We start from the raw sequence: 22,665 nt of genomic DNA, 5'->3' as shown, positions 1-22,665 counted from the left end.
CGGGACATTCGACGATGCGCCGACACCAGGCAGCCGGTCCGGCCGCTGGGTGGCTGCCGCCCCTGCCGCCCACAATCCTTCGCGGCGGGTGATCCCGAAGCAGCCCAGCGCCCCCGCGGTGGCCAGCGCCTCGGTCTGCGGCACGGACAGCTGGACTCGGGTCGTCATATCCAGTAGAGAATCGAAGGAGCCGTGCGCTTTTCGTTCTTCGACCAGCCTTTCGGCCAGGTCTTCACCGATGTGACGGACGCCGCCCAGCCCCAGCCGCACCTCGGTTCCGGAGTTCTCCAGCGTGGCATGCACCAGGCTGGCGGCCACGCACGGACCGTGCACCGTGACGCCGTGCCGGCGGGCGTCGGCCACCAGCGACTGCGGCGAGTAGAAGCCCATCGGCTGCGCACGCAGCAGCGCGGCGCAGAACGCCGCGGGGTGATGCAGCTTGAACCACGACGAATAGAAGACCAGCGACGCGAAGCTCAGCGAATGGCTTTCGGGGAAGCCGAAATTCGCGAACGCCTCCAACTTTTCGTAGACCCGGTCGATCACCTCGTCAGAAGCGCCGTGTAAGTCCCGCATGCCGTCGAAAAACCGGCTGCGCAACCGCTGCATGCGTTCGGTCGACCGCTTGGATCCCATGGCACGGCGCAGCTGATCGGCCTCGGCGCCGGTAAAGCCGGCGCAGTCCACCGCGAGCTGCATCAGCTGTTCCTGAAACAGCGGCACTCCCAACGTCTTCCGCAGAGCGGACTCCATCGACGGATGGTCGTACACGACCGGGTCGAGGCCGTTGCGCCGCCGGATATACGGGTGCACCGAACCACCCTGAATGGGTCCGGGGCGGATCAACGCCACCTCGACCACCAGGTCATAGAACACCCGTGGCTTCAGCCGCGGCAGGGTGGCCATCTGCGCGCGCGATTCCACCTGGAACACCCCGACGGAATCCGCGCGCTGCAACATTTCGTACACCGCCGCTTCGGACAGGTCCAACGTGGCCAGGTCGACCTTGATGCCTTTGTGCTCGTCTACCAGGTCGATGGCATAGTGCAGCGCCGAAAGCATGCCAAGACCGAGCAGGTCGAATTTCACCAAACCGATTGCTGCGCAATCGTCTTTGTCCCACTGCAGAACGCTGCGGTTCTCCATGCGTGCCCATTCCACCGGGCAGACGTCGGCGATCGGCCGATCGCAGATAACCATGCCGCCGGAGTGGATGCCCATGTGCCGAGGCAGGTTCTGGATCTGGTCGGCCAGCTCGATCACCTGCTCGGGAATGTCCTCGATATCCGACGGGCGTCCACTCCAGTGGCTGATCTGCTTGCTCCACGCGTCCTGCTGGCCCTGCGAGAACCCAAGGGCACGAGCCATGTCGCGCACCGCAATCCGGGAGCGATAGGTGATCACGTTGGCGACCTGAGCCGCATAGTCGCGGCCGTACTTGTCGTAGACGTATTGGATGACCTTTTCGCGCTGATCCGACTCGATGTCGATGTCGATGTCGGGTGGACCGTCGCGGACCGGCGATAGGAACCGCTCGAACAACAGCTCATTGGCAACCGGATCGACGGCGGTGACGCCCAGGGCATAGCAGACTGCCGAATTGGCCGCCGATCCCCGGCCCTGACACAGGATGTTGTTCTCCCGGCAGAACCGGGTGATGTCGTAGACCACCAGGAAGTAACCTGGAAACTGCAGTTGCGCAATGATGTTCAGTTCACGCTCGATCTGGCCATACGCCTGGCGTGCATGGGCGCGCGGACCGTAGCGACGCTGGGCCCCGGCCATCGCCAGCTCGCGCAACCAGCTGTCTTCGGTATGTCCGGGCGGAACGTCGAACGGCGGCAATTGCGGAGCGATGAGCGCCAGACCGAATGCGCACTGCTCGCCGAGTTCGGCCGCGGCGGTCACCGCGTCGGGGCACTGCGCGAACAGCCGCGCCATCTCCTCACCGGAGCGAAGATGCGACCCGCCCAGCGGAGCCAGCCAGCCGGCGGCCTCGTCCAGCGATTGCCTGGCGCGTATCGCGCCCATGGCCATCGCCAACCGGCGCCGCGACGGCGCGGCGAAATGCGCGCCAGTGGTCGCGACGCTGCTAAGGCCGAATCGTTGTGCCAACAAAGCCATTTGAGCGTTGATGTCATCATCGCCAGGGCAGCCGTGGTGGGTCAGCTCGACGCTGACCCGATCGGAGCCGAACCGGTCCACCAGATCGGCCAACGCCGTCGAGGCTGCCTCCGGTCCACCGGCGGCCAGGGCGGAGCGGACGTGGCCTTTGCGGCAACCGGTCAAGATGTGCCAGTACCCGCCCGCCGCGTCGGTGAGCGCATCGAAGTCGAAGCGCAGCTTGCCTTTCTCACCGCCGGCCAGATGCGCCGCGGCAAGCTGGCGCGACAGTCGTCGATAGCCTTCCGGCCCGCGTGCCAACACCAGCAGATGCGGGCCCGCCGGATCGGGATCGTCGGTCCTGGCACCGGATCCCAACGACAACTCGGCGCCGAACACCGTGCGCATGTCTAATTCCACCGCCGCCTCGGCAAACCGCACCGCCCCGTAGAGGCCGTTGTGGTCGGTCAGGGCGATGGCCCGCAGACCGAGCCGCACCGCCTCCTCGACCAGTTCCTCCGGCGCGCTGGCCCCGTCGAGAAAGCTGTACGCCGAATGCGCGTGCAACTCGGCGTATGGGACGGATGAGCGCATCGGCCGGTCTTCGTCCGGCGGCTGATATGCCACCCGCTTGCGCGACCATGGCGCCTCATCCGCCGGAGTCCACACCGTTGGCGTGCCGGAACGGCGCGGCTTACCGGAGAGCACCCGCTCCATCTCCGACCAGCCAGGCGGCCCGTTGCTCCAACCCACCAACCCAGTCTATCGAATATATGTTCGATTATCTCATCGGCTGTTCGACCTCGGCCGCAGCGCCAATCCGGTCGCTTTGTCGGCCGACCAGGTACCAGGTGTGCATGAGGCCTTTTCCTTTGACGTCGACGTCACCGCGGTCCTGGAAGACAAAGCGATCGCTGAGTCGCTCGTAAACCGGCTGCGGTACCTGGATACACCCGAGAGCCGCCGTCGACTCCATCCGCGATGCGACATTGACTGCGTCGCCCCACACGTCGTAGAAGAAGCGCTGCGATCCGACCACACCGGCTACTACCGGTCCGCTCGCCAAACCGATCCGCAGCGGTACCGCACGCCCGCGCGAATCAGTAAGTCCGGCAACGGCATCCGCGACGTCGAGCGCAAGATCGGCCAGGGCCTCGACGTGGTCCGGACGTGGACGTGGGACGCCGCTGACCACCATGTAGGCATCGCCGCTGGTTTTGATCTTCTCCAGACCGTGCCGGGCCACCAGCACGTCCAGGCTGGTGTAGAGGTCATCGAGGAAGGCGACCAGCTCTTCCGGTGACGTATCTCCGGCCCGCTCGGTGTAGCCCGCGATGTCCGCGAAAAGGATGGAAGCGTCGTCGTATTTGTCGGCGATGACCGAGCCGGAGCGGTCTTTGAGGCGTTGGGCGATGCTGGCCGGCAAGATGTTGGCCAGCAGCGCCTCGGATCGTGCGTACTCCTGATCCATCGCCGCCTCGGCGCTGGCGATCTGACGAAGGCCGTACCAGACCACCGCGACTGCCAGTGCGCCTGCCGCGATGGTGTTGACGATGAATCCCACGGTGATGAACCATGCAGCCTCGGCGCCGGTGTCGTGCGGCACGGCGAATTCGATGACGATGACCAGGCCCACACCGATGGCCGCCATTGCGATGGCAAGCCCGATGCGCTCGACGCCGAGCAGCATGACCGCTGTTACGGCTGCGCTCAGGAAGTAGAACTGAACACCGGTGCCGGTGCCGAGGTGCCAGCACAGGAACGTCATCGACAGATACGCCACCGTCATCAGCGCGAGCGGCGCGACAAGATCGCCGAATCGATACAACAACGGGATGACCGCGTAGAGGGCCGCGGTGCCGAGGTTGACCCATCCGAGGTATCCGAAGCCCTGACTGAAGACCATCTGCATGATGCCGAAGCCCGCGGTGACCGTGGCACCGATGACGGTCGCAACGCCGAGCAGCCGCCGGCGTTGCACGGTGGCCCGGTTGTAGTGCCGGTTGCGGGCTACTTCGCAACCGGGTCTCTGCGCCTTAAGGCTCACCGTGGCCCAGCAATCCGCGCAGGCCGTCCAGCATGGTGATCGCGTCTTCGGTGTCGCCGGCACGCCCGCGTGCCTGCACACCCAGCACCCCGGCGCGCAGGGCGTCAGCAAGGTATGTCGGCGCCGATGGCGGTAGCTCCCCGGCGTCGGCGGCGCGCTGGAGCGCCGCGCTCAGGCCCCGCCGCAGCCGTTGCATGTGCCGTTCGGTCAAGTTTTTGATCCGCGGGTCGCCGCTGACCGGGTTCTGCATGGTGTTCCACACCAGACACCCGGCGGTACTCATCGGGCCCACAAGCAGTGCTTGGAGGTGGTCGAAAAATGCGTTCACGTCTGCCACGCCCCGCCCGCCCTGTTCCAGCGGGGCGAACATTTCGTCGGCCCAGGCCAGATAACGCGCCAGTGCGGCTTCGAGGATGTCGGCCTTGGTCCCGAACGATCGATACAGCGTCGAGGAGGACAGCCCGGTTACGGCGAGCATTTCCTCCTGGGTGGCAGCGTCGTAGCCCTTGCTCCACAACAACCAGAGCAGCGCGGACAGCGCGGTGTCACGATCGAACTGCGCGGGGCGTCCGGGGCGGCGTGGGCTGGCTTCGGCGGTGCTTGACATTTGAAGTGAGTCTACTCAATACTCCAGATCCAGGTATGGAGTTGATCGACTCAATAAATGGAGGCGCTGTGCTGAACGCGGGCGACACAATCAAGGCACGGACGCTGACAACGGTCGAGGGCGGCGGTGTTGCGCTTCCCTCCGTCGACGGACTCGTGCACCTTCAGTTCCGGCGGTTCGCCGGCTGCCCGATCTGCAACCTGCACATGCACGAGGTGGCAGCTCGGCACGACGAAATCACCAAGACCGGAGTCACCGAGGTGGTGGTTTTTCATTCCTCCGCCGATCGGCTTCGCCGCTACCTGGCCGAGCTGCCCTTCGCTGTGGTGGCCGACCCCGATCGCAAGCTGTACGACGAGTTCGGCGTGCACAACTCGATCCGCGGGCTGCTCAGCCGGGACGTGCTGCGTGCCGTCGGGCGGGGCGTGCGACAGGCGCGGTCAGTCGCCGGGATGCTGGGCCCCACCGAGAATCACCTGGGGATGCCGGCCGATTTCCTGATCGCCCCGGACGGCGCGGTGATTGCGCGTAAGTACGGCGAGCACGCCGACGATCAGTGGTCGGTGGACGAACTCCTCAAGCTGGCCACTGCTTGATGTCGCCGCTGCTGGAGCGGTACCGAGCATCGGGCCGAGCCTTCACCGCCGCCGGCATCGGCTCGTTCGTGCTCGATGCGGGCCCGCCCGACGGCGAGGCGGTGGTATGCGTGCACGGGGTGCCCGCCTCGGCGTACCTCTACCGCAAGGTGGTGCCCGCGCTGGCGGCCCGGGGATTGCGCGGCGTCGCGGTCGATCTTCCCGGGCTCGGTTTCGCCGAGCGGCCCACGGACGCCGACTACACCTGGACCGGTCTGGGCCGCTGGCTCGAATCGGCGATCGACGCGCTGGGGCTGGATCGCTTTCACTTGGTTGTTCACGACATCGGCGGTCCGATCGGGCTCGAGGTGGCCGCCGCCCAGCCGGATCGCGTTCGGTCCCTGACGATCCTCAACACGACTATCGCCGTCGAATCCTTCCACCGGCCATGGGTGATGGAGCCGTTCGCACATCCGGTCGTGGGTGAGGCGTGGCTGAAATGCGTAAGGCTACCGGGCATGTTCGTAGGATTGATGCAAGCCGTGGGCGTGACTCGACGGGTGCCGACCGGCGAAATCGCTTGCTATGTACCGCTGTTGCTCGGCAACGACGGCGGCCGCGCCTTTCTGCAGATCATGCGAGGCTTCGAGGCGACCGCCGACAAACAGCACCTCTACCTGGCGGCGTTGCGCGACAGGCGGTATCCGGCGCAGGTGGTGTGGGGCGTGCGCGATCGCATGCTGAGCTGGCGGCGCTACGGCGTACAAGCACAACTTGCAGCCGGGCTCGATGACGCTTTACTGCTGCCGGGCAAACACTTCGTGCAAGAAGATTGCCCCGAGGAGATCGCCGACGCCGTCTGCCGCCTTACGCGCACTGCGCGATGACGCGGCTTCCGCCTGCCCAATCGCTGGTGCGCCATCACGTGGTACTGCCGCCGATATTCGCCCGCGTGATGACCCGCGTGGCTCACAATCTCGAGCGTGGCCGCTGGTTCTCCACGCCGACGACCAACCCATAACACTGAAATGTTCTGCGCGGGAACACCCTTGGCGGGTCGTGAGAAAACGCTCAGAGATTCTCAGCCGGGGGCTGGTCTTCTGCACGTGTCGAATCCGGTGAACTGCGTTGCCACACAATCGACGTCAGTTGTTTACATGAATTAATCTCGCAGCCACCACTGACCGCTGGTCACCGTCAATACTCGGAACGTACTCCCCAGCAGTGAAACGGCGGTGATGAGTCGTGGAGCAACTCAATGCGCTCGATGCGGGTTTCCTCATGGCGGAGGACTCGGACCGCAACGTCAGTTTGGCGATCGGCGGAGTCGCGATCATCGAGGGCGCCACACCCGACTACGGTGAGTTCAAAGATGTTCTGGGGGAACGGATCCGGGCAATACCGCGGTGCATGCAGCTGCTGCGCACCCAGCCCTTCGATGTCGGTGCGCCAACGTGGGTCGACGATCCGGCATTCGACCTCAGCCGGCACGTGCGCCGACTCGCAGTTCCGCGGCCCGGCGATGACACCGAGCTGTTTCGCGTTGTCGCCGACGTAATGGAGCGCCGGCTGGACCGGGATCGCCCGCTCTGGGAATGCTCGGTGATCGAGGGCCTGAAGGGCAATCGCTGGGCGATCCTGATGAAGATCCACCACTGCATGGCCGACGGAATCTCGGCGACCCGCATCCTCACCCGACTGTGCGACGACATCGACGGAGATGCGTTCGCACGTCCCGTCGTCGCCAAGCGGCCACGCGCACGCAAGCACCTGAAGCCGGTACCGGACCCCACGCCGCGCAACACTCAGCTGGACAACCTCTGGCGAACAGCCACCGGCTTTACCGAGATGGCCGCGCGCACGGTGAGCGGCGCGGCCGAAATCGCCGCCGGCTTGTTGCGGCCGATGGGCGGATCGTCGCTGGTGGGGCCGGTCACGGCGATGCGCCGTTATCGTGCGGTGCGGGTTCCGCTCGCCGACGTGGAACAGGTCTGCCGCAAGTTCGACGTGACCGTCAACGACGTCGCGCTCGCGGCGATCACCGAGGGTTTTCGCTGTGTCCTGTTGCGCCGCGGCGAAGAGCTCCGGCCCGACTCGCTGCGGACGCTGGTGCCGGTATCGGTGCGCGCGGCCGACGCGCTCGACACGCCGGGCAATCGACTTTCAGTCATGCTGCCCTATCTGCCGGTCGAGCAGGCCGACCCGATCCAGCAATTGCGCACGGTGCACAGCCGGCTGACCCGGGCCAAGCATGGCGGGCAGCGGCAGGCCGGCAGTATGGCGGTGTCGGCGACCAGTTATATCCCGTTCATGTTGTCCTCGTGGGCAATTCGATTGCTCACCAGGCTGCCCCAGCGCGGCATCGTGACGCTGGCCACCAATGTCCCGGGGCCATGCCGCCAGCTGGAGATGATGGACAGCAAGGTGGCCCGCCTACTGCCGATCCCGCCGATCGCACTGCAGCTACGCACCGGCGTCGCGGTCCTGAGCTACGCAGATGACCTGGTGTTCGGGATCACCGCCGACTACGACGCCGGAACCGACATCGACGAACTCGCCGACGGGATCAAGATCGCCGTGGCGCGCCTGGACATGCTCAGCCAGGACTCGATCCTGCTGTTCGACAAGAAATCGGTCTGACGATCACCGACTAACCTGACTACCGGCGCCGCGACGGCGGGGCCGGGAAGGCAGGGCGGCGAATGTCGGTCATCATCGACCCGCGCCGCCTCGACGCGGTGCTACTCGAGCTGGACGACCCAGCCGACGCCCTCGCGACGCGACTGCGCGACGCCCGTCTGAGCGTCGAGAGCTCCGGTGCCGCCGCGCTGATCGAGACGGCCGACCGGCTCGCGGTGCGGCCGGGCCGGTGCGCCGTCGTCACCTCGACCGAGAACGGTGTGACGGCGGCTCGGGCCGGTGGATTCGCCCTGGTGATCGGGATCGACCCGACCGGGCCCGGCGATCAACTGCGTAGCCGCGGCGCCGATGCCGTGCTCCGGGATCTGAACGAGATCGGTGTCCGCACCGGCGATCGGCGAATGTCCGAACTGCCCGATGGGCTGGGAGCCCTGAGCCTGGTGGCAGATCGACACCCCGCGGTTTTCTTCGACTTCGACGGGACACTGTCCCAGATCGTCGAGAACCCCGACGCCGCCCAGCTGGTCGACGGGGCTGCCGACGCGTTGACGTCGCTGCACACTGCGTGTCCGGTGGCGATTCTGAGCGGACGCGACCTGGCCGACGTGCGAGATCGGATCGGCCTACCCGGCATCTGGTACGCGGGCAGCCACGGCTTTGAGCTGACCGGACCCGACGGCGCGCACCACCAGAACCCGGAGGCGGCCGCGAGTATCCCGGTGTTGGCGGAAGCGGCCGCCGCACTGGGCGACCAGATCGGTCACATTCCGGGTGTGGTCGTGGAGCACAAGCGATTCGGCGTTGCGGTGCACTACCGCAACGCCGCCCGTGACCGGGTCGGCGAGGTGACCGCGGCGGTGCGAAGCGCCGGGCAGCGAACTGCCCTTCGCGTCACGACGGGCCGTGAAGTCATCGAGCTACGCCCAAATATCGACTGGGACAAGGGAAGAACGCTGCGTTGGGTGCTCGACTACATCCGTGACAATGAAGGAGCAGGCTCGCTGGTGCCGATCTACCTCGGCGACGACATCACCGACGAGGATGCCTTCGACGCGGTAGACGATGACGGCATCGCAATCCTGGTGCGTCACAGCGACGACGGGGACCGCGCCACCGCCGCCCGCTACGCGCTGGACGACCCGGACAGGGTGCGGGAATTCATCGAGCAGCTCGCGCGCCAGCTTCCGCACTGATTACAGGACCGCCTGCGACTGAATGGTTTTGGCGGCAATTCTGCCGTCTTCGGCACGGATCTCCGTTTCGACGGCGATGACGCGCCGCCCGACGTGCAGCGGGCGGCTGTGCGCCTTGACCGTGCCGGAACGAGTCGCGGCAAAGAAATTGGTCTTGGATTCGATGGTGGTGGTGCCGCTTGCGCCCTCCGGGAGATTCAGGAATGCGCACACTGCGCCGGACGTGTCCGCCAGTGCCATCACGATTCCGCCGTGCAGCACGTTGCCGCCGGTCGTCAAGTTGGGCGCCCAATCCAGGCTCAGCACAACCTCTTCGGGGCCCGCCATGTCTGCGGTGATGCCCAGCGTCACGGCCAGCGGAACCAGCCCGTGGATCATTTCGGTTGCGGCAGCGTCGGTCATCGGCTCACTTTCCCAGGGCGTGCAGGGCGTCAGCGGTATCCGCATCGGCCGGATAGAAGGATTCGATCGCCACTTCGGCGACCGTAACGTCCAACGGCGCGCCGACGACCGCGGTCATGCTGAAGAATGCCAACTCTTTCCCGCGGTGCTGCAACCGCAACGGAACCGCGACGTCGGTGAGCGCGGGGCGCTCGGCCTCCCCGCCCGGATAACCCGACAACTCCGTGAGCAACTCGGTCAGCCTCGGGTCTCGCGTGGTCTGAGCTTGACGGTGCAGGCGTTCGAGGATATGCGCGCGCCACTCGGGCAGATTCGCGATCCGCGCTGCCATGCCGTCCGGATGCAGTGAGACCCGCAACGCGTTCACTGGCGGCGTCAGCAGTGCGGGGTCGCATCCGTCGGTGAGCAACGCGATGGCGGAGTTGCCGTCGAGTATTTCCCACCACCGATTGACGACCAGCGCGGGGTACGGCTCGTGACCGCTGAGGATCTGACGCAAGGCAGCCCGCAACCTTGTCATCTCCGGCTCGTCGAGCGAGTGCTCGGGATAGGCGGGCGCGTAACCACCGGCCAGTAGCAACGCGTTCCGCTCACGCAGTGGCACGTCGAGTTGCTCGCTGAGCCGCAGGATCATTCCCGGGGTCGGTTGCGAGCGGCCGGTCTCCACGAAACTGAGATGGCGAGCTGAGATCTCGGCTTGAATCGATAAATCGAGCTGGCTTATTCGGCGCCGCTCGCGCCATTCGCGCAGTAGCTGGCCGACTGCGGGTGCTGCCCGAGAGCTGCGGGCCAGGGTCGTCATCGCCCGATGCTAGCCGCGCTACATCATCGCCACGATTACCTGCCGGGTAATGATCGGGGCGTTAGGGGCGGCATTCATAGTCGCGGAGCGGCGTCAGCTGTCTTTGTCTTTGTCTTTGTCTTTGTCGTCGTCGTCTGACTTCTTGTCGTCCTTCTTTTTGTCGTCCTTCTCCTTGTCCTTGTTGTCGTCGCCGTTGCCCTTGTCTTCGCCGGTTTCCAGTTCCAGCGTCGCCCAATGGCTCGGGGAGACGAAGACTGTCCAGTCGCCCTCGTCGCGGCCCAACTTGACGACCCCGTTGTCGACTTCCCACTTGGTGCTGTCGTCGTAGTCCGTGGATTGCCCGTCGCTATAGGTGAGTTTGAATGTCATGACGCAGGCTGCCACGTAGACGGCCCCGTTAAACCTCGGTGTACTCCACCGCGCCATCCTCGAGCACCAGCCGCGCATCGCTGCCGTGCGCGCCGGAAGCCTCGGTGCGGAACACCGCTTTGCCGGGCTCGGTGCGCCAGATCAGCGTCGTCAGCGTCTCGCCGGGAAATACCGGTTTGGTGAACCGCGCATCGATCGCCGTGATGGCGCTGGCGTCGCCGTTGCCGAGTTCGGCGATCAGCGCGCGGCCGGAGAACCCGTAGGTGCACAGGCCGTGCATGATCGGCTTGGGGAAGCCGGCCAGCTCCTTGGCGAACCATGGGTCGCTGTGCAGCGGATTCCGGTCGCCGGAAAGCCGGTAGATCAGCGGCTGGTCTTCACGGGTCGGCAGAGCGACGCGGGCGTCGGGCTCGCGGTCCGGGATTTCGGGTGCGACCGGGCGCTCACCGGGCTGTCCTCCGAAGCCACCCTCCCCGCGGATCACCAGCGTGGTGAGCGTCTCGGCGATCAGTGTGCCCGTGTCGGGATCGCTGCCGCGGCCGCGCAACATGATGATCGCGTTCTTGCCCTCGCCCTTGTCCTGGATGTCGGTCACCTCGGTGACCACCGACAGCTTGCCGGCGGCCGGCAGCGGTGCGTGCAGCCGGATGCCCTGCGAACCGTGCAGAAGCATGGCCCAATTGAACGATCCGACCTTGCCCGCCGCGCCGAACGCCGGGCAGCAGATCACCGCGTACGTGGGCAGCACCTGCTGGTCGATGTCATGGCTGTTTTCGGTGGTGAATGACAAATCTTCGAGTCCGGCGCCCACACCGAGCGCGTAGAGCAAGGTGTCGCGGTCGGTCCACTCGAACAACATGGGTTCGGTCGTCGCACCGACGGCATTCGGGTCGATCGCCATTCGGGTCTCCTCTTCGGTCAGGTTTTCACTGGATCGGATTACATGGGGCGGCTTGTCCGTTCCACGCCATTCCATCACTCACCGATGTGGTGGGCGTAGTGCGCCCGCGGGCCCGATTTCTGGACCCAACCCTGGCAAACGCATCACGTCGATGCCCTCGGCAAGGCAGGCTATCCACATGCGCAACCGCACCCGCACCGTCATCTGGAAGGCTGCCGCCGCACTCGCCGCCGTCATCGCCGTCGGCGCATGTTCGGGATCGCCGCACGTACGCAGCATCACCTTGACCTTCATCCGGCATGGCGAGTCGCAGAGCAACGCCCAACACGTCATCAACACCGACATCCCTGGACCGAGCCTCACCGAGGAGGGCCAGGGCCAGGCCGAGCAACTCGCCCACCAACTCTCCCGTAACAACTTCGACGGCATCTACGCCTCGAACATGGTTCGCACCCAGCAGACCGCGGCACCGCTGGCCCACGCGCTCGGCAAGAGCGTCGAGATCCTGCCCGGGCTGCGCGAAATCGACGCGGGCCGTTACAACAACACGCCGACCAAGAGGGCTGACCTGACATATCTGCTCGCGCCGGCCGACTGGCTCAACGGCGACACCAAGGATGCCGTCCCGGGCTCGATCAGCGGTGTCGAGTTCAACGATCAGTTCACTGCCGCTGTCCAGAAGATCTACGACAGCGGAAACAGCAAGCCGGTGGCGTTCGGGCACGCCGAGTCGATCATGTACTGGACGCTGATGAACGTGAAGAACCCGAAGGACAGCCTGGCGACGACCCATCGGCTGCCCAACCTCGGCCGCGTGGTCATCACCGGCAGCCCGTCGACAGGCTGGACGTTGGTCGACTGGGACGGCATTCGCGACTTCAGCTACTGACCGAAGCGCGCGGGGCCTAGCGGTACGGTACTGGACAGTACTGCCCCTGCGGGCCTAGGGTAAAACGCTGTGACCAAGACCGTCCAGCGCGGCACGGAGCCGTCCCCTTGGTCGCCACGGGAAACCGAGTTGCTCGCGGTGACGTTGCAGCTGTTGCAGGAGCACGGCTACGACCGCTTGACGCTGGACGCCGTCGCGGCTGCGGCCCGAGCCAGCAAGGCCACCGTGTACCGGCGCTGGCCGTCGAAGGCCGAACTGGTGCTGGCCGCCTTCATCGAGGGCGTCCGCCAGATCGCGGTTCACCCGCAGACCGGCACGCTGCGCGGCGATCTTCTGCAATTGGGATACGGGATCAGCCGGCAGACGCACGAGCAGGCCGGCACCATCCGCGCCGTGCTCGTCGAGGTGGCGCGACACCCCCCACTCCAAGATGCGATGCAACATCAGTTCCTGGATCAACGGAAAGCACTGATCCAGGACATCCTGCGCGACGCGGTGCTGCGCGGTGAGATCGACGCCGCCGCGATCAGCGACGAACTCTGGGACCTGTTGCCCGGCTATCTGATCTTCCGATCGATCATGCACAACCGCCCACCGACCGAGCGCACCGTGGAAGCTCTGGTCGACGAAGTGATCATTCCGAGCCTCACGCGTCACCGAAAGGCCAACGGGTGAAAGGGATTTCGTTGACCGGCCTGATCAAACGGCGGTGGATGGTCCTGGTCGCTGTCGTGGTGGTGGCGCTGGCGGGATTCGCCGTGTTCAAGCTGCACGACGCCTTCGGCTCGAATAAGAACGCCGCGAACGGCGGTGGGATGTCCAACCAGATCGTCCCGTTCAACCCCAAGCAAGTCATCTACGAGGTGTTCGGCTCCCCAGGGTCGACGGCGACGATCAACTACCAGGACGTCCACGCCGCGCCGCAACGAGTCGACAACGCCCCGTTGCCGTGGTCCTACACGATCACGACCACCGATCCTGCGGTCATCGCCAACGTGGTTGCGCAAGGCAACGGCAACACACTGGGCTGCCGCATCACCGTCAACGGCGTTGTCAAAGACGAAAGGACCGTCAACGAAGTGAGCGCCTACACCTTCTGCTTGGACAAGTCCGGATGACCAATCACAGCAGTCCCCGTCCCGGTGTTGCGCACACTATTCACCGGTTAGCGGTGCCCATCCTGTTGTTCTGGGTGGCGTTAGCCGCGGTGCCGAATATCCTTGTGCCGCAGCTTGAAGAGGTCGGACGGGTGCACAACGTCGGCCTCAGCTCCCCCGAAGCGCCGTCGTATCAGGCGTTCAAACACATCGGCAAGGTGTTCCACGAGTTCGACACCGACAGTTCAGCGATGATCGTTCTGGAAGGCGACAAACCACTCGGCGCTGACGCCCACAAGTTTTATGACGCGATGGTGCACAAACTGGAGCAGGACAAAAAACACGTTCAGCACATCCAGGACTTCTGGGGAGACACGCTGACGGCGGCGGGATCCCAGAGCAGCGACGGCAAGGCCGCCTACGTCCAACTATTTCTAAACGGAAGCCAGGGCGAGGCGTTGTCCAACGAGTCCGTCGACGCCGTCCGCAGCACCATCGACCACATGCAGCCGCCGAACGGCGTCAAGGCGTACCTCACCGGCGCCGCGCCGCTGATCGCCGACCAATTCACCGAAGGCAGTAAAGGATCCAACAAAGTCACCGCGATCACCATCGGTGTGATCGCCGTGATGCTGTTCTTCGTCTATCGGTCGATTTCCACCACACTCCTGGTCCTTGTCACCGTCCTGATCGAGATGGCCGCAGCGCGGGGATTCGTTGCGTTCCTTGGCAATGCGGGGGTTCTGGGGCTGTCGACGTATGCGACCAATCTGCTGACACTGCTGGTGATCGCTGCCGGAACGGACTACGCAATATTTTTCGTCGGCCGATATCACGAAGCGCGCGCAGCCGGCGAAGAGCGAGAAGACGCCTTCTACACCATGTATCGCGGCACATCCCACGTCGTGCTCGGCTCTGGCCTGACAGTCGCCAGCGCGGTTGCGTGCCTCAGTTTCACCCGGCTGCCCTACTTCCAAAGTCTGGGCCTGCCCGCTGCGATCGGGATCCTTATCGCGCTGTTGGCCTCGCTCACCCTTGGGCCGGCCGTGCTGACGATTGCCAGTCATTTTGGCCTCTTCGATCCCAAGCGGGTGTTGCAGACCCGCGGCTGGCGCCGAATCGGCACCGCGATCGTCCGTTGGCCCGCACCGATTCTGGTGGTCTCGGTTTGCGTTGCCCTCATCGGCCTGCTTGCCTTGCCCGGCTACAAGACCAGTTACGACACCCGGCCCTACATCCCAACCACCGCCGCGGCCAACGTCGGATACACCGCTGCCGAGCGGCATTTCTCCCGGGCGCGGTTGGAGCCCGAGCTGCTGATGATCGAGGCTGACCACGACCTACGCAATCCAGCCGACATGCTCGTCTTGGACAAGGTGGCCAAGGGGGTGGTGCACATTCCCGGTATTGCCCAGGTGCAGACCATCACCCGGCCGCTGGGCGCCCCGCTGGACCACAGCTCGATCGCGTTTCAGATCAGCCAGCAAAGCATCGGCCAGGTTCAGAACCTCAAGTACCAAATGGACCGCGCACGCGACTTGTTAAGACAGTCCGATGAGTTGAGCAAAACCATCGGTATTCTGCAGCAGCAATATGCGCTGCAGCAGCAACTTGCCTCTGCCACCCACGACGAGACCCAAAAATTCCACGAAACCCTGGCGGTCATTACCGAAGTGCGAGACAAGCTGGCGAACTTCGACGACTTCTTCCGGCCGATCCACAGCTATTTCTACTGGGAAAAGCATTGCTATGACATCCCGGTGTGCTTCGCCTTGCGCAATACCTTTGAGGCACTGGACAGCATCGACCAGCTGACCGAGAAATTCGAAGACCTGACCACAAGCCTGGACAAACTCGATGCCATCCAGCCGCAACTGGTCGGGCTGATTCCCCAGCAGATCGCCAGTCAAGAAGTCAACCAGGAACTGGTGCTGAAGAACTTCGCCACCAATGCCGGGATCGCCAACCAGTCGGCCACCGCGAACGACAATCCCGCGGCGCTGGGACAGGCATTCGACAAGGCCAAGAACGATGACCTGTTCTACTTGCCACCGGAGGTCTTCACCAACCCCGACTTCAAGCGCGGCCTGAAATTGTTCATGTCACCCGACGGCAAAGCGGCTCGCATGATCATCACGCACGAAGGCGATCCGGCAGAGCCCGCCGCCATCTCCCACGTCGAACCGATCAAGCTCGCCGCGCATGAGGCGGTGAAGAACACTCCGCTGGCGGGCGCCAGCTTCTATCTCGGCGGTACCGCGGCGACCTTCAAAGACATTGGCGACATGGAGAATTACGACCTGCTGATCGTCACCATCGCCTCGCTGAGCCTGATCTTGTTGATCATGATGCTGATCACCCGAAGCCTGGTCGCCGCGATCGTGATCGTCGGTACGGTGGCGCTGTCGTTGGGCGCCTCGTTCGGGCTCTCGGTGCTGGTCTGGCAGTACCTGCTTGGCATCGAGTTGTATTGGGTCGTCCTGGCCCTGGCCGTCATCCTGCTGCTTGCCGTGGGGTCCGACTACAACCTGCTACTGATCTCCCGATTCAAAGAAGAAATCCATGCGGGGCTCAAAACCGGCATCATCCGCGCGATGGCCGGCTCCGGGTCGGTGGTGACCGCTGCCGGTCTGGTGTTCGCAATTACCATGTGCGGCTTTGTGTTCAGCGGTTTGCAGGTGCTCGGCCAGATCGGTACCACCATCGGCCTCGGCCTGCTCTTCGACACGTTGATCGTGCGGTCGTTCATGACGCCATCCATCGCCGCGATGCTGGGTCGCTGGTTCTGGTGGCCACAACGTGTGCGGCCACGGCCTGCCAGTCAGATGTTGCAGCCCTACGGCTCTCGCACCGCGGTTCGTCAGTTGCTGCTGTGGGACGACCCAGAAGAGAAGGACTCCTCAGTGACGTCGCGCTGACTCTCGCCGCGGCTCACAGATACCGTCTGACCCGTCGGCAATACTCCGCGTATTCCTGGGAATAGTGCTGCCGCATAAAGCTTTCCTCGCGCAACACTTGCCGGTGGAACAGTAGGAACCCAGCGGCGAGGTACACCAACGGCACCCAGTTGGGAAACACCAGGAACTGACCGACCAACACCAGCGCGAACCCAACATAAATCGGATTGCGACTTACGGCGAAAATGCCTGTGGTTACCAGCTTGTCGGGTTGGTCGACGTCGATGCCGACCCTAAAACTCCTGCCGAACGACACCAGGCTTGCGAACAACACCAGCAGACCCATGAAGCACAATCCGACGCCGATCCAGGCTATGACGTTGGAGTAGAAGAACATCCGCGTGCTGACCAACGGCCAATGGAACGCAGCAGCAAAGATCGTGTAGAAGTAGAACCCCGCCACGGGTGGGATCAAGAAGTCTGTCTTGTCGAGATTTCCGAAGTGCATCGCCCGCGTCCCGGCCCGTCGCAACAGCAGCACTCGTGTTATCACCGTGCCAAGCAGGAGCACGATCGCCAGAGCGGCTAAATATCCGGTCACCGAAAGTCCTTCGCGTCGAGTCAGAAGAATTCATCGCTTGATGAAGTCATCATGTGGTGAATAATGCGCTCTTGACCCGAGCTCGTCAAGAAGCGAACAGCTGAGCGGTTTGCACGAACGCGTCACACTGCGTTGACGTGCGGGCCAGCCGAGCGCACCATGTGTCTCATGCGTTATGTCGTTACCGGCGGTACCGGGTTTATTGGGCGCCGTGTGGTGTCCCGTCTGCTAGACGCCCGACCGGACGCCGAGGTATGGATCCTGGTTCGCCGCTCATCGCTGGGCCGCTTCGAACGGCTGGCCGGCCACTGGGGCGAGCGGGCAAAACCGCTGGTCGGCGAGCTGACCGAGCCGAGCCTGGGGTTGAGCGACTCCTCCGTCGCCGCGCTCGGCGACGTTGATCATGTGTTGCATTGCGCGGCGATCTACGACATCACCGCCGCCGAACCCGAGCAGCGCGCAGCCAACGTGGACGGCACCCGTGCCGTCATCGAGCTAGCCAGACAGCTCGACGCGACGCTGCACCACGTCTCGTCGATCGCGGTCGCCGGCGATTTCCACGGCGAATTCACCGAAGACGATTTCGACATCGGCCAGCAGCTCCCGACGCCTTATCACCAGACGAAGTTCGAGGCGGAGATGCTGGTGCGCTCGACAGCGGGCCTGCGGTACCGGATCTACCGGCCCGCGGTCGTGGTGGGCGATTCGCGCACCGGTGAGATGGACAAGATCGACGGGCCGTACTACTTTTTCGGCACGCTGGCGAAGCTGGCCGTGCTGCCCCGGCTGACGCCGATCATGTTGCCCGACACCGGGCGCACCAACATCGTCCCAGTCGACTACGTCGCCGATGCCATCGTGGCATTGCTGCACGCCGACGGTCGCGATAGCCAGACCTTCCACCTGACCGCACCGAAAACCATTGGGCTGCGCGGCATCTACCGCGGGATCGCCGCCGCTGCAGGCCTGCCGCCGCTGCGCGGCTCGCTCCCCCGGTCGGTGGCGGCACCGGTACTCAAAGTGCGTGGCCGGCCCAGGGTTTGGCGCAACATGGTCGCCACTCAACTCGGTATCCCCGGCGAGGTCCTCGACGTCGTCGACCTCGCCCCCACATTCATCTCTGATCAGACGCAGAAAGCTTTGCGCGGCACAGGCATTGCAGTGCCCGAGTTCAGCAGCTACGCACCCGCGCTGTGGCGTTACTGGGCCGAGCACCTGGACCCAGACCGGGCTCGTCGTGACGACCCAGACGGACCGCTGGTCGGTCGGCACGTAATCATCACCGGAGCCTCCAGCGGCATCGGCCGGGCATCGGCCATCGCGGTCGCCGAACGGGGGGCAACGGTCTTCGCACTGGCCCGCAACGGAGATGCGCTCGACGACCTGGTTGCCGAGATTCGCGCTAACGGCGGACAGGCGTACGCCTTCACCTGCGATGTCACCGACTCCGCGTCGGTGGAACACACCGTCAAGGACATTCTGGGCCGCTTCGATCACGTCGACTACCTGGTGAACAACGCCGGCCGGTCGATTCGTCGGTCCGTCGTGAACCAGACCGACCGGCTGCATGATTACGAGCGAGTGATGGCCGTCAACTATTTCGGAGCGGTGCGCATGGTGCTGGCACTGCTGCCGCATTGGCGTGAGCGCCGTTTCGGTCACGTGGTCAACGTGTCCAGTGCCGGCGTGCAGGCCCGCAGCCCCAAGTACAGCTCGTATCTGCCCACCAAGGCCGCGCTCGACGCGTTCTCCGAAGTGGTTTCCACCGAGACACTTTCGGACCACATCACGTTCACCAACGTCCACATGCCGCTGGTAGCCACCCCGATGATCAAGCCGTCTCGGCGGCTCAACCCCGTTCCCCCGATCTCCGCCGAACATGCGGCCGCGATGGTGGTGCGCGGGCTGATCGACAAGCCGTTGCGGATCGACACCCCGTTGGGCACCCTTTCCGACGCCGGTCACTACTTCACGCCCAAGCTGTCACGACGGATCCTGCACCAGCTCTATCTCGGCTATCCGGATTCGGCGGCCGCACGCGGTGAAACCGCTCCGGCCGCTCCAGCTGAGTCAAAAGGTGTTGTGGAACAACAGTCGTCGCGCCAGCCGAAGCGGCCTGTCCGTGCTGGTGTTGCCCGTCTTCGGGTGCCCGGTCCGGTCAAGTGGGCCGTCCGTCTGGTACCCGGCGTGCACTGGTAATAGCCACATCCGCCAATTTCGATCGGGTTACCCTGAAAACCGTGGGGGATGACACGGAATTGGACAACACGATCGGTGAAGCCGGCCTGGTCCGACGGGCATTTGACAGTCTCCCGAGTTTCATCGTCGCGTTCGCAGGTCCGGAGCATCGCTACGTGGCCGCAAACGCGGCGGTACGCGCCGCGTTTCCGGCAGTACGACTCGGGGTTCCGGCGCAGGAATTGTTCCCCGAATTCGAGGGTCAGAACCTGATCGACATCCTCAACCGGGTGTTTCGCACCGGCGAGATCCAGCAGGGACGGGGCTGGCGTTTCCAATTCGACTTCGACGGATCTGGAACCATGCGGGAGATATTCGGCGACATCGTGGTCAGTCCCCGCATGGGCCCGGACGGGACGATCGAAGGCACCCAGGTGACGCTGACCGACGGGACCGCTCAGATGCATGAGCGCAGGGCCGCTGAGGCTCGCGCCGCGGAGCTGTCGCAGCGTTATACGCAGGTGCGAGACCTCGCGATTCTGGTTCAGCGAGCGCTGCTTTCGCCGTCGGTACCGGTGTTGCCCGGCGCAGACATCGCTGCCGAATATCTGGTTGCCACGCAGGACACCGGCGCCGGGGGCGACTGGTTCGAGGCCATGCCCGGCGACGGCGGCGCGGCCTTCCTCGTCATCGGCGATGTCGTCGGCCACGGCGTCGAAGCGGCGGCTGTGATGGCCCAACTACGGACCGCGATCCGGCTACAGCTGTTGGCCGGCAAAGATATCGCCGAAAGCCTCACGGCGGTAGACGAATTCAGCAAGTCGGTGCCGGGATCGAAGGCGGCAACGCTGTGCATCGGCCGCCTCGATACCCACACCGGGGCCTTCGAATACTGCACCGCCGGACACCCTCCTCCGCTGCTGATCACCGGCGGGGCCGCACGATTCCTCGAGCCGACCGGCGCCGGTCCGCTGGGCAGTGGGCTCGGCTTCCCCACCGCCACCGACAACGTGGATGTCGGTGACGCCGTGCTGCTGTACAGCGACGGCATCATCGAGCGCCCCGGACGTCCGCTTGCCGCAAGCACCACCGAGTTCGCCGACGTAGCGGTGCGGGTCGTTGACGGCTCGGCGTTCCCGATCGAAACCTCGACGCGTCCCGTGGAGCGGTTGTGCTCGCAGACATTGGAGCTGATGCTGCGCACCACCGGCTACAGCGACGACGTGACGCTGCTCGCCGTGCAGCGGCGTACCCCGCCACCGCCGCTGAACCTGACCGTCGACGCGGACGTCGGCGCAGCGCGAGAGGTTCGCGCCGCGCTGCGGGCCTGGCTGTCCGACATCGGCGCCGACGACATGGACGTCCTGATCATCGTGCAGATCATCTGTGAGTTCGTCGAGAACTCATTCGAGCACGGATATCGCTCGCTACCCGCGGACGGCATCGACGTCCACGCAACGCTGGACGACGACGGCATGGTGCACGCCGCCGTGACCGACCGTGGCCAGTGGAAGACCCCGTCGGTGGACCCGGGGATGCGCGGCCGAGGGTTGATGCTCGCGGACGCGTTGGCCACCGAAAGCCGCGTGGTGGGCAGCGACAGCGGCACCACCGCGTCGATTGCGCACCGGCTGACCCGGCCGGTCCGCATCGTCGCCGACCCCGAGGTGGGGCCCGTCGCCGAACAGGCCAGCGCACCCGAGTTCTCAGCGGAGATCGCCGACGATGGTCGGCTGGTGATCGCCGGCGATGTCGACAACGCGACCGGTCCGTCGTTGGGGACGCAGATCTCCCGCCAAAGTCGTTCAGGCACTTTCCCGTTGAGCGTCGATCTGTCATCGGTCACACACCTGGGATCGTCCGGGCTGCGGGTCTTGTCAGAAGCACTGGAGCGCTCGCGGCAGCACGGCAGCGATCTTGGTTTGATTGCGCCACCGGGGACCCCGGCCTACCACGTCCTGATGCTGGTGGGCCTACCGATCGTTACCGAGGACTTCGCCGACCAGGTCGAGTAGCCGACGGCAGGTATCGTCTCCCTGGTGGCCGCCGCACAAGTCTTCGCCGACGTCGACACCGGCGTCGACGATGCCATCGCGCTGATTTATCTGCTCGCCAGTCCGGAGACCGAACTGGTCGGTGTCGCCTCAACCGGCGGAAATGTTGGGGTGCAACAAGTCTGCGAGAACAACCTCGGCCTGCTCGACCTGTGCCGTGTCGATGGTGTCCCGGTGTCCAAAGGCGCCGACCAGCCATTGAACTCCCCCGCCCCTCTCGGCGACAGCGCCGTCCATGGACCACGAGGTCTGGGTTACGCCGAGCTGCCGCCCACCGATCGTCGGCTCTGCGGCGATGACGCAGCGTCGGCTTGGGTCCGTGCCGCCCATGAGCATCCGGGAGAGCTGATCGGACTGGTCACCGGGCCGCTGACCAACCTGGCGCTGGCAGTGCGCAAAGAACCGGCGCTGCCGACGCTGTTGCGCAGGTTGGTGATCATGGGCGGCGTGTACGACTACCGCGGCAACACCAATGCGGTGGCGGAGTGGAATATTGCGGTGGATCCCGAAGCGGCCGCCGAGGTCTTGGCCGCCTGGTCGCCGATGTCGACAGAAGACGTTGACCCGCAACGCCTTCCGATCTTGTGCGGGCTGGACGTGACCCGGCATATCGCGCTCACACCGGACATCCTGGTCCGGCTGGCAGCCGCGGCGAACGCGACTACCGCCAAGCTGAGCGTCGACGACGAGCCGGGCACCCGGTCGTCATCGCCCAATGCGCTGATTCGGGTGATCGAGGATGCGACCCGCTTCTACCTGGAGTCCTACCACCGGCTCGGGCACGGCTATCTGGCGCATCTGCACGACCCGCTGGCTGCAGCGGTCGCGCTGGACCCGGGTCTCGTCGACACCCGGCAAGCCACGGTGGACGTTGAGCTGGCCGGCACGCTGACCCGGGGCATGACGGTCACCGACTGGTCAGGACGCTGGGGTCGAAAGCCCAACGCGCTGATCGGCATTGGCGTCGACCCAGCGGTGTTCTTCGGCCGGTTCGTCGATCGGGTGGGGCCGTTCGCCGCTCGGCTGGCCTGACCGGCGCTACTCGTAGATTCCCTCCAGGTACCACCGCCGCTGGCGGTAACACAGCAACAGCGCGGTACCGGGATCGGATGTCAGCTCGCCTTCCAGGAGTACCTGCACACGGGCTGTGCGGCCCGTCGCGCGATCCGGATCCCACCACCGCTCGTCGACCGGCCACGGGCCGGCCCACCAGCGCAGCCGGCCGTCGCGGCCACGGGCAGTCAGCCGCGCCGGGTCCGCGGAAAACAGTCCACGGCTGGTAACCCGAACCGAGTTGCCCTGAACATCAA

The 22,665-nt window shown here is 65.0% G+C and carries 19 protein-coding genes and 1 pseudogene; 11 read left to right on the top strand and 9 right to left on the bottom strand.

From position 1 onward, the window contains the following. The 3 genes from WAO18_RS09925 to WAO18_RS09915 all read right to left on the bottom strand — a co-directional run. A partial coding sequence (locus WAO18_RS09925) for an error-prone DNA polymerase (RefSeq protein ID WP_422205976.1) occupies positions 1–2,856 on the bottom strand: 2,856 nt, incomplete at its 3' end. 28 nt (positions 2,857–2,884) lie between these two features. Next, positions 2,885–4,150, bottom strand: a complete 1,266-nt coding sequence (locus tag WAO18_RS09920) for an adenylate/guanylate cyclase domain-containing protein (protein WP_422205974.1) — start codon at positions 4,148–4,150, stop codon at positions 2,885–2,887. After that, a complete protein-coding gene (locus WAO18_RS09915; protein ID WP_422205972.1) occupies positions 4,140–4,757 on the bottom strand; it encodes a TetR/AcrR family transcriptional regulator in 618 nt (205 codons plus the stop codon). The genes WAO18_RS09920 and WAO18_RS09915 overlap by 11 nt, the downstream gene beginning before the upstream one ends. Positions 4,758–4,825: 68 nt before the next feature. Here WAO18_RS09915 and WAO18_RS09910 point away from each other — a divergent pair, with 68 nt between their 5' ends. The 4 genes from WAO18_RS09910 to otsB all read left to right on the top strand — a co-directional run bounded on the left by WAO18_RS09910 (position 4,826) and on the right by otsB (position 9,165). Beyond that, the gene (locus WAO18_RS09910; RefSeq protein WP_422205970.1) at positions 4,826–5,353 is read left to right on the top strand and encodes a peroxiredoxin-like family protein; all 528 of its coding nucleotides are present in this window, start codon (positions 4,826–4,828) and stop codon (positions 5,351–5,353) included. Further along, positions 5,353–6,219 (top strand): alpha/beta fold hydrolase, encoded by an 867-nt coding sequence (locus WAO18_RS09905; RefSeq protein ID WP_422205969.1) that lies wholly within the window; start codon positions 5,353–5,355, stop codon positions 6,217–6,219. Before WAO18_RS09910 ends, WAO18_RS09905 begins: the two co-directional genes overlap by 1 nt. 358 nt (positions 6,220–6,577) lie before the next feature. After that, positions 6,578–7,972 carry a WS/DGAT/MGAT family O-acyltransferase gene (locus WAO18_RS09900; protein WP_422205968.1) on the top strand — a complete coding sequence of 465 codons (1,395 nt, stop codon included), beginning with the start codon at positions 6,578–6,580 and terminating at the stop codon, positions 7,970–7,972. Between the two features lie 62 nt (positions 7,973–8,034). Next, the gene (gene otsB, locus WAO18_RS09895; RefSeq protein ID WP_422205967.1) at positions 8,035–9,165 is read left to right on the top strand and encodes a trehalose-phosphatase; all 1,131 of its coding nucleotides are present in this window, start codon (positions 8,035–8,037) and stop codon (positions 9,163–9,165) included. Here the strand turns inward: otsB and WAO18_RS09890 are convergent, their stop codons facing one another. The 4 genes from WAO18_RS09890 to WAO18_RS09875 all read right to left on the bottom strand — a co-directional run bounded on the left by WAO18_RS09890 (position 9,166) and on the right by WAO18_RS09875 (position 11,639). After that, positions 9,166–9,567, bottom strand: a complete 402-nt coding sequence (locus WAO18_RS09890; RefSeq protein ID WP_422205965.1) for a PaaI family thioesterase — start codon at positions 9,565–9,567, stop codon at positions 9,166–9,168. 4 nt (positions 9,568–9,571) lie between these two features. Then, positions 9,572–10,369 carry a helix-turn-helix domain-containing protein gene (locus tag WAO18_RS09885; RefSeq protein WP_422205964.1) on the bottom strand — a complete coding sequence of 266 codons (798 nt, stop codon included), beginning with the start codon at positions 10,367–10,369 and terminating at the stop codon, positions 9,572–9,574. Positions 10,370–10,462: 93 nt separating this feature from the next. After that, positions 10,463–10,738: a hypothetical protein gene (locus WAO18_RS09880; RefSeq protein WP_422205963.1), complete on the bottom strand. Its 276-nt coding sequence runs from the start codon at positions 10,736–10,738 to the stop codon at positions 10,463–10,465. A gap of 28 nt (positions 10,739–10,766) precedes the next feature. Next, complete coding sequence (locus WAO18_RS09875; protein WP_422205961.1) at positions 10,767–11,639, bottom strand: MaoC/PaaZ C-terminal domain-containing protein; 873 nt, start codon at positions 11,637–11,639, stop codon at positions 10,767–10,769. A 178-nt stretch (positions 11,640–11,817) separates the two neighbouring features. Here WAO18_RS09875 and WAO18_RS09870 point away from each other — a divergent pair, with 178 nt between their 5' ends. From WAO18_RS09870 to WAO18_RS09855, 4 genes are all read left to right on the top strand, one after another. Beyond that, positions 11,818–12,528 (top strand): histidine phosphatase family protein, encoded by a 711-nt coding sequence (locus tag WAO18_RS09870; protein ID WP_422205959.1) that lies wholly within the window; start codon positions 11,818–11,820, stop codon positions 12,526–12,528. A 69-nt stretch (positions 12,529–12,597) separates the two neighbouring features. Next, positions 12,598–13,203, top strand: a complete 606-nt coding sequence (locus WAO18_RS09865; RefSeq protein ID WP_422205957.1) for a TetR/AcrR family transcriptional regulator — start codon at positions 12,598–12,600, stop codon at positions 13,201–13,203. Further along, a complete protein-coding gene (locus WAO18_RS09860) occupies positions 13,200–13,646 on the top strand; it encodes an MmpS family transport accessory protein (protein WP_422205955.1) in 447 nt (148 codons plus the stop codon). The genes WAO18_RS09865 and WAO18_RS09860 overlap by 4 nt, the downstream gene beginning before the upstream one ends. After that, the gene (locus WAO18_RS09855) at positions 13,643–16,543 is read left to right on the top strand and encodes an RND family transporter (RefSeq protein ID WP_422205954.1); all 2,901 of its coding nucleotides are present in this window, start codon (positions 13,643–13,645) and stop codon (positions 16,541–16,543) included. Before WAO18_RS09860 ends, WAO18_RS09855 begins: the two co-directional genes overlap by 4 nt. 13 nt (positions 16,544–16,556) lie before the next feature. On the opposite strand, the gene WAO18_RS09850 is transcribed toward WAO18_RS09855, so the two are convergent. Then, entirely contained in the window at positions 16,557–17,123 is a 567-nt protein-coding gene (locus WAO18_RS09850; protein ID WP_422205952.1) for a methyltransferase family protein, read from the bottom strand. A 168-nt stretch (positions 17,124–17,291) separates the two neighbouring features. Between WAO18_RS09850 and WAO18_RS09845 the strand changes: the two genes are divergently transcribed. The 3 genes from WAO18_RS09845 to WAO18_RS09835 are packed head-to-tail and all read left to right on the top strand — an operon-like array spanning position 17,292 to position 22,387. Then, positions 17,292–19,322 carry an SDR family oxidoreductase gene (locus WAO18_RS09845; RefSeq protein WP_422205950.1) on the top strand — a complete coding sequence of 677 codons (2,031 nt, stop codon included), beginning with the start codon at positions 17,292–17,294 and terminating at the stop codon, positions 19,320–19,322. Positions 19,323–19,363: 41 nt separating this feature from the next. Beyond that, complete coding sequence (locus tag WAO18_RS09840; RefSeq protein ID WP_422205948.1) at positions 19,364–21,316, top strand: SpoIIE family protein phosphatase; 1,953 nt, start codon at positions 19,364–19,366, stop codon at positions 21,314–21,316. A gap of 24 nt (positions 21,317–21,340) precedes the next feature. Beyond that, positions 21,341–22,387 (top strand): nucleoside hydrolase, encoded by a 1,047-nt coding sequence (locus WAO18_RS09835; protein WP_422205946.1) that lies wholly within the window; start codon positions 21,341–21,343, stop codon positions 22,385–22,387. A gap of 6 nt (positions 22,388–22,393) precedes the next feature. On the opposite strand, the pseudogene WAO18_RS09830 reads toward WAO18_RS09835, so the two are convergent. Beyond that, positions 22,394–22,665: pseudogene (locus WAO18_RS09830) on the bottom strand (DNA polymerase Y family protein); the annotation flags it as partial.

It is taken from the genome of Mycobacterium sp. (assembly GCF_049278535.1).
In the GTDB taxonomy this organism is placed as follows: domain Bacteria; phylum Actinomycetota; class Actinomycetes; order Mycobacteriales; family Mycobacteriaceae; genus Mycobacterium.
This window is presented reverse-complemented; position numbering and strand designations above follow the sequence as displayed.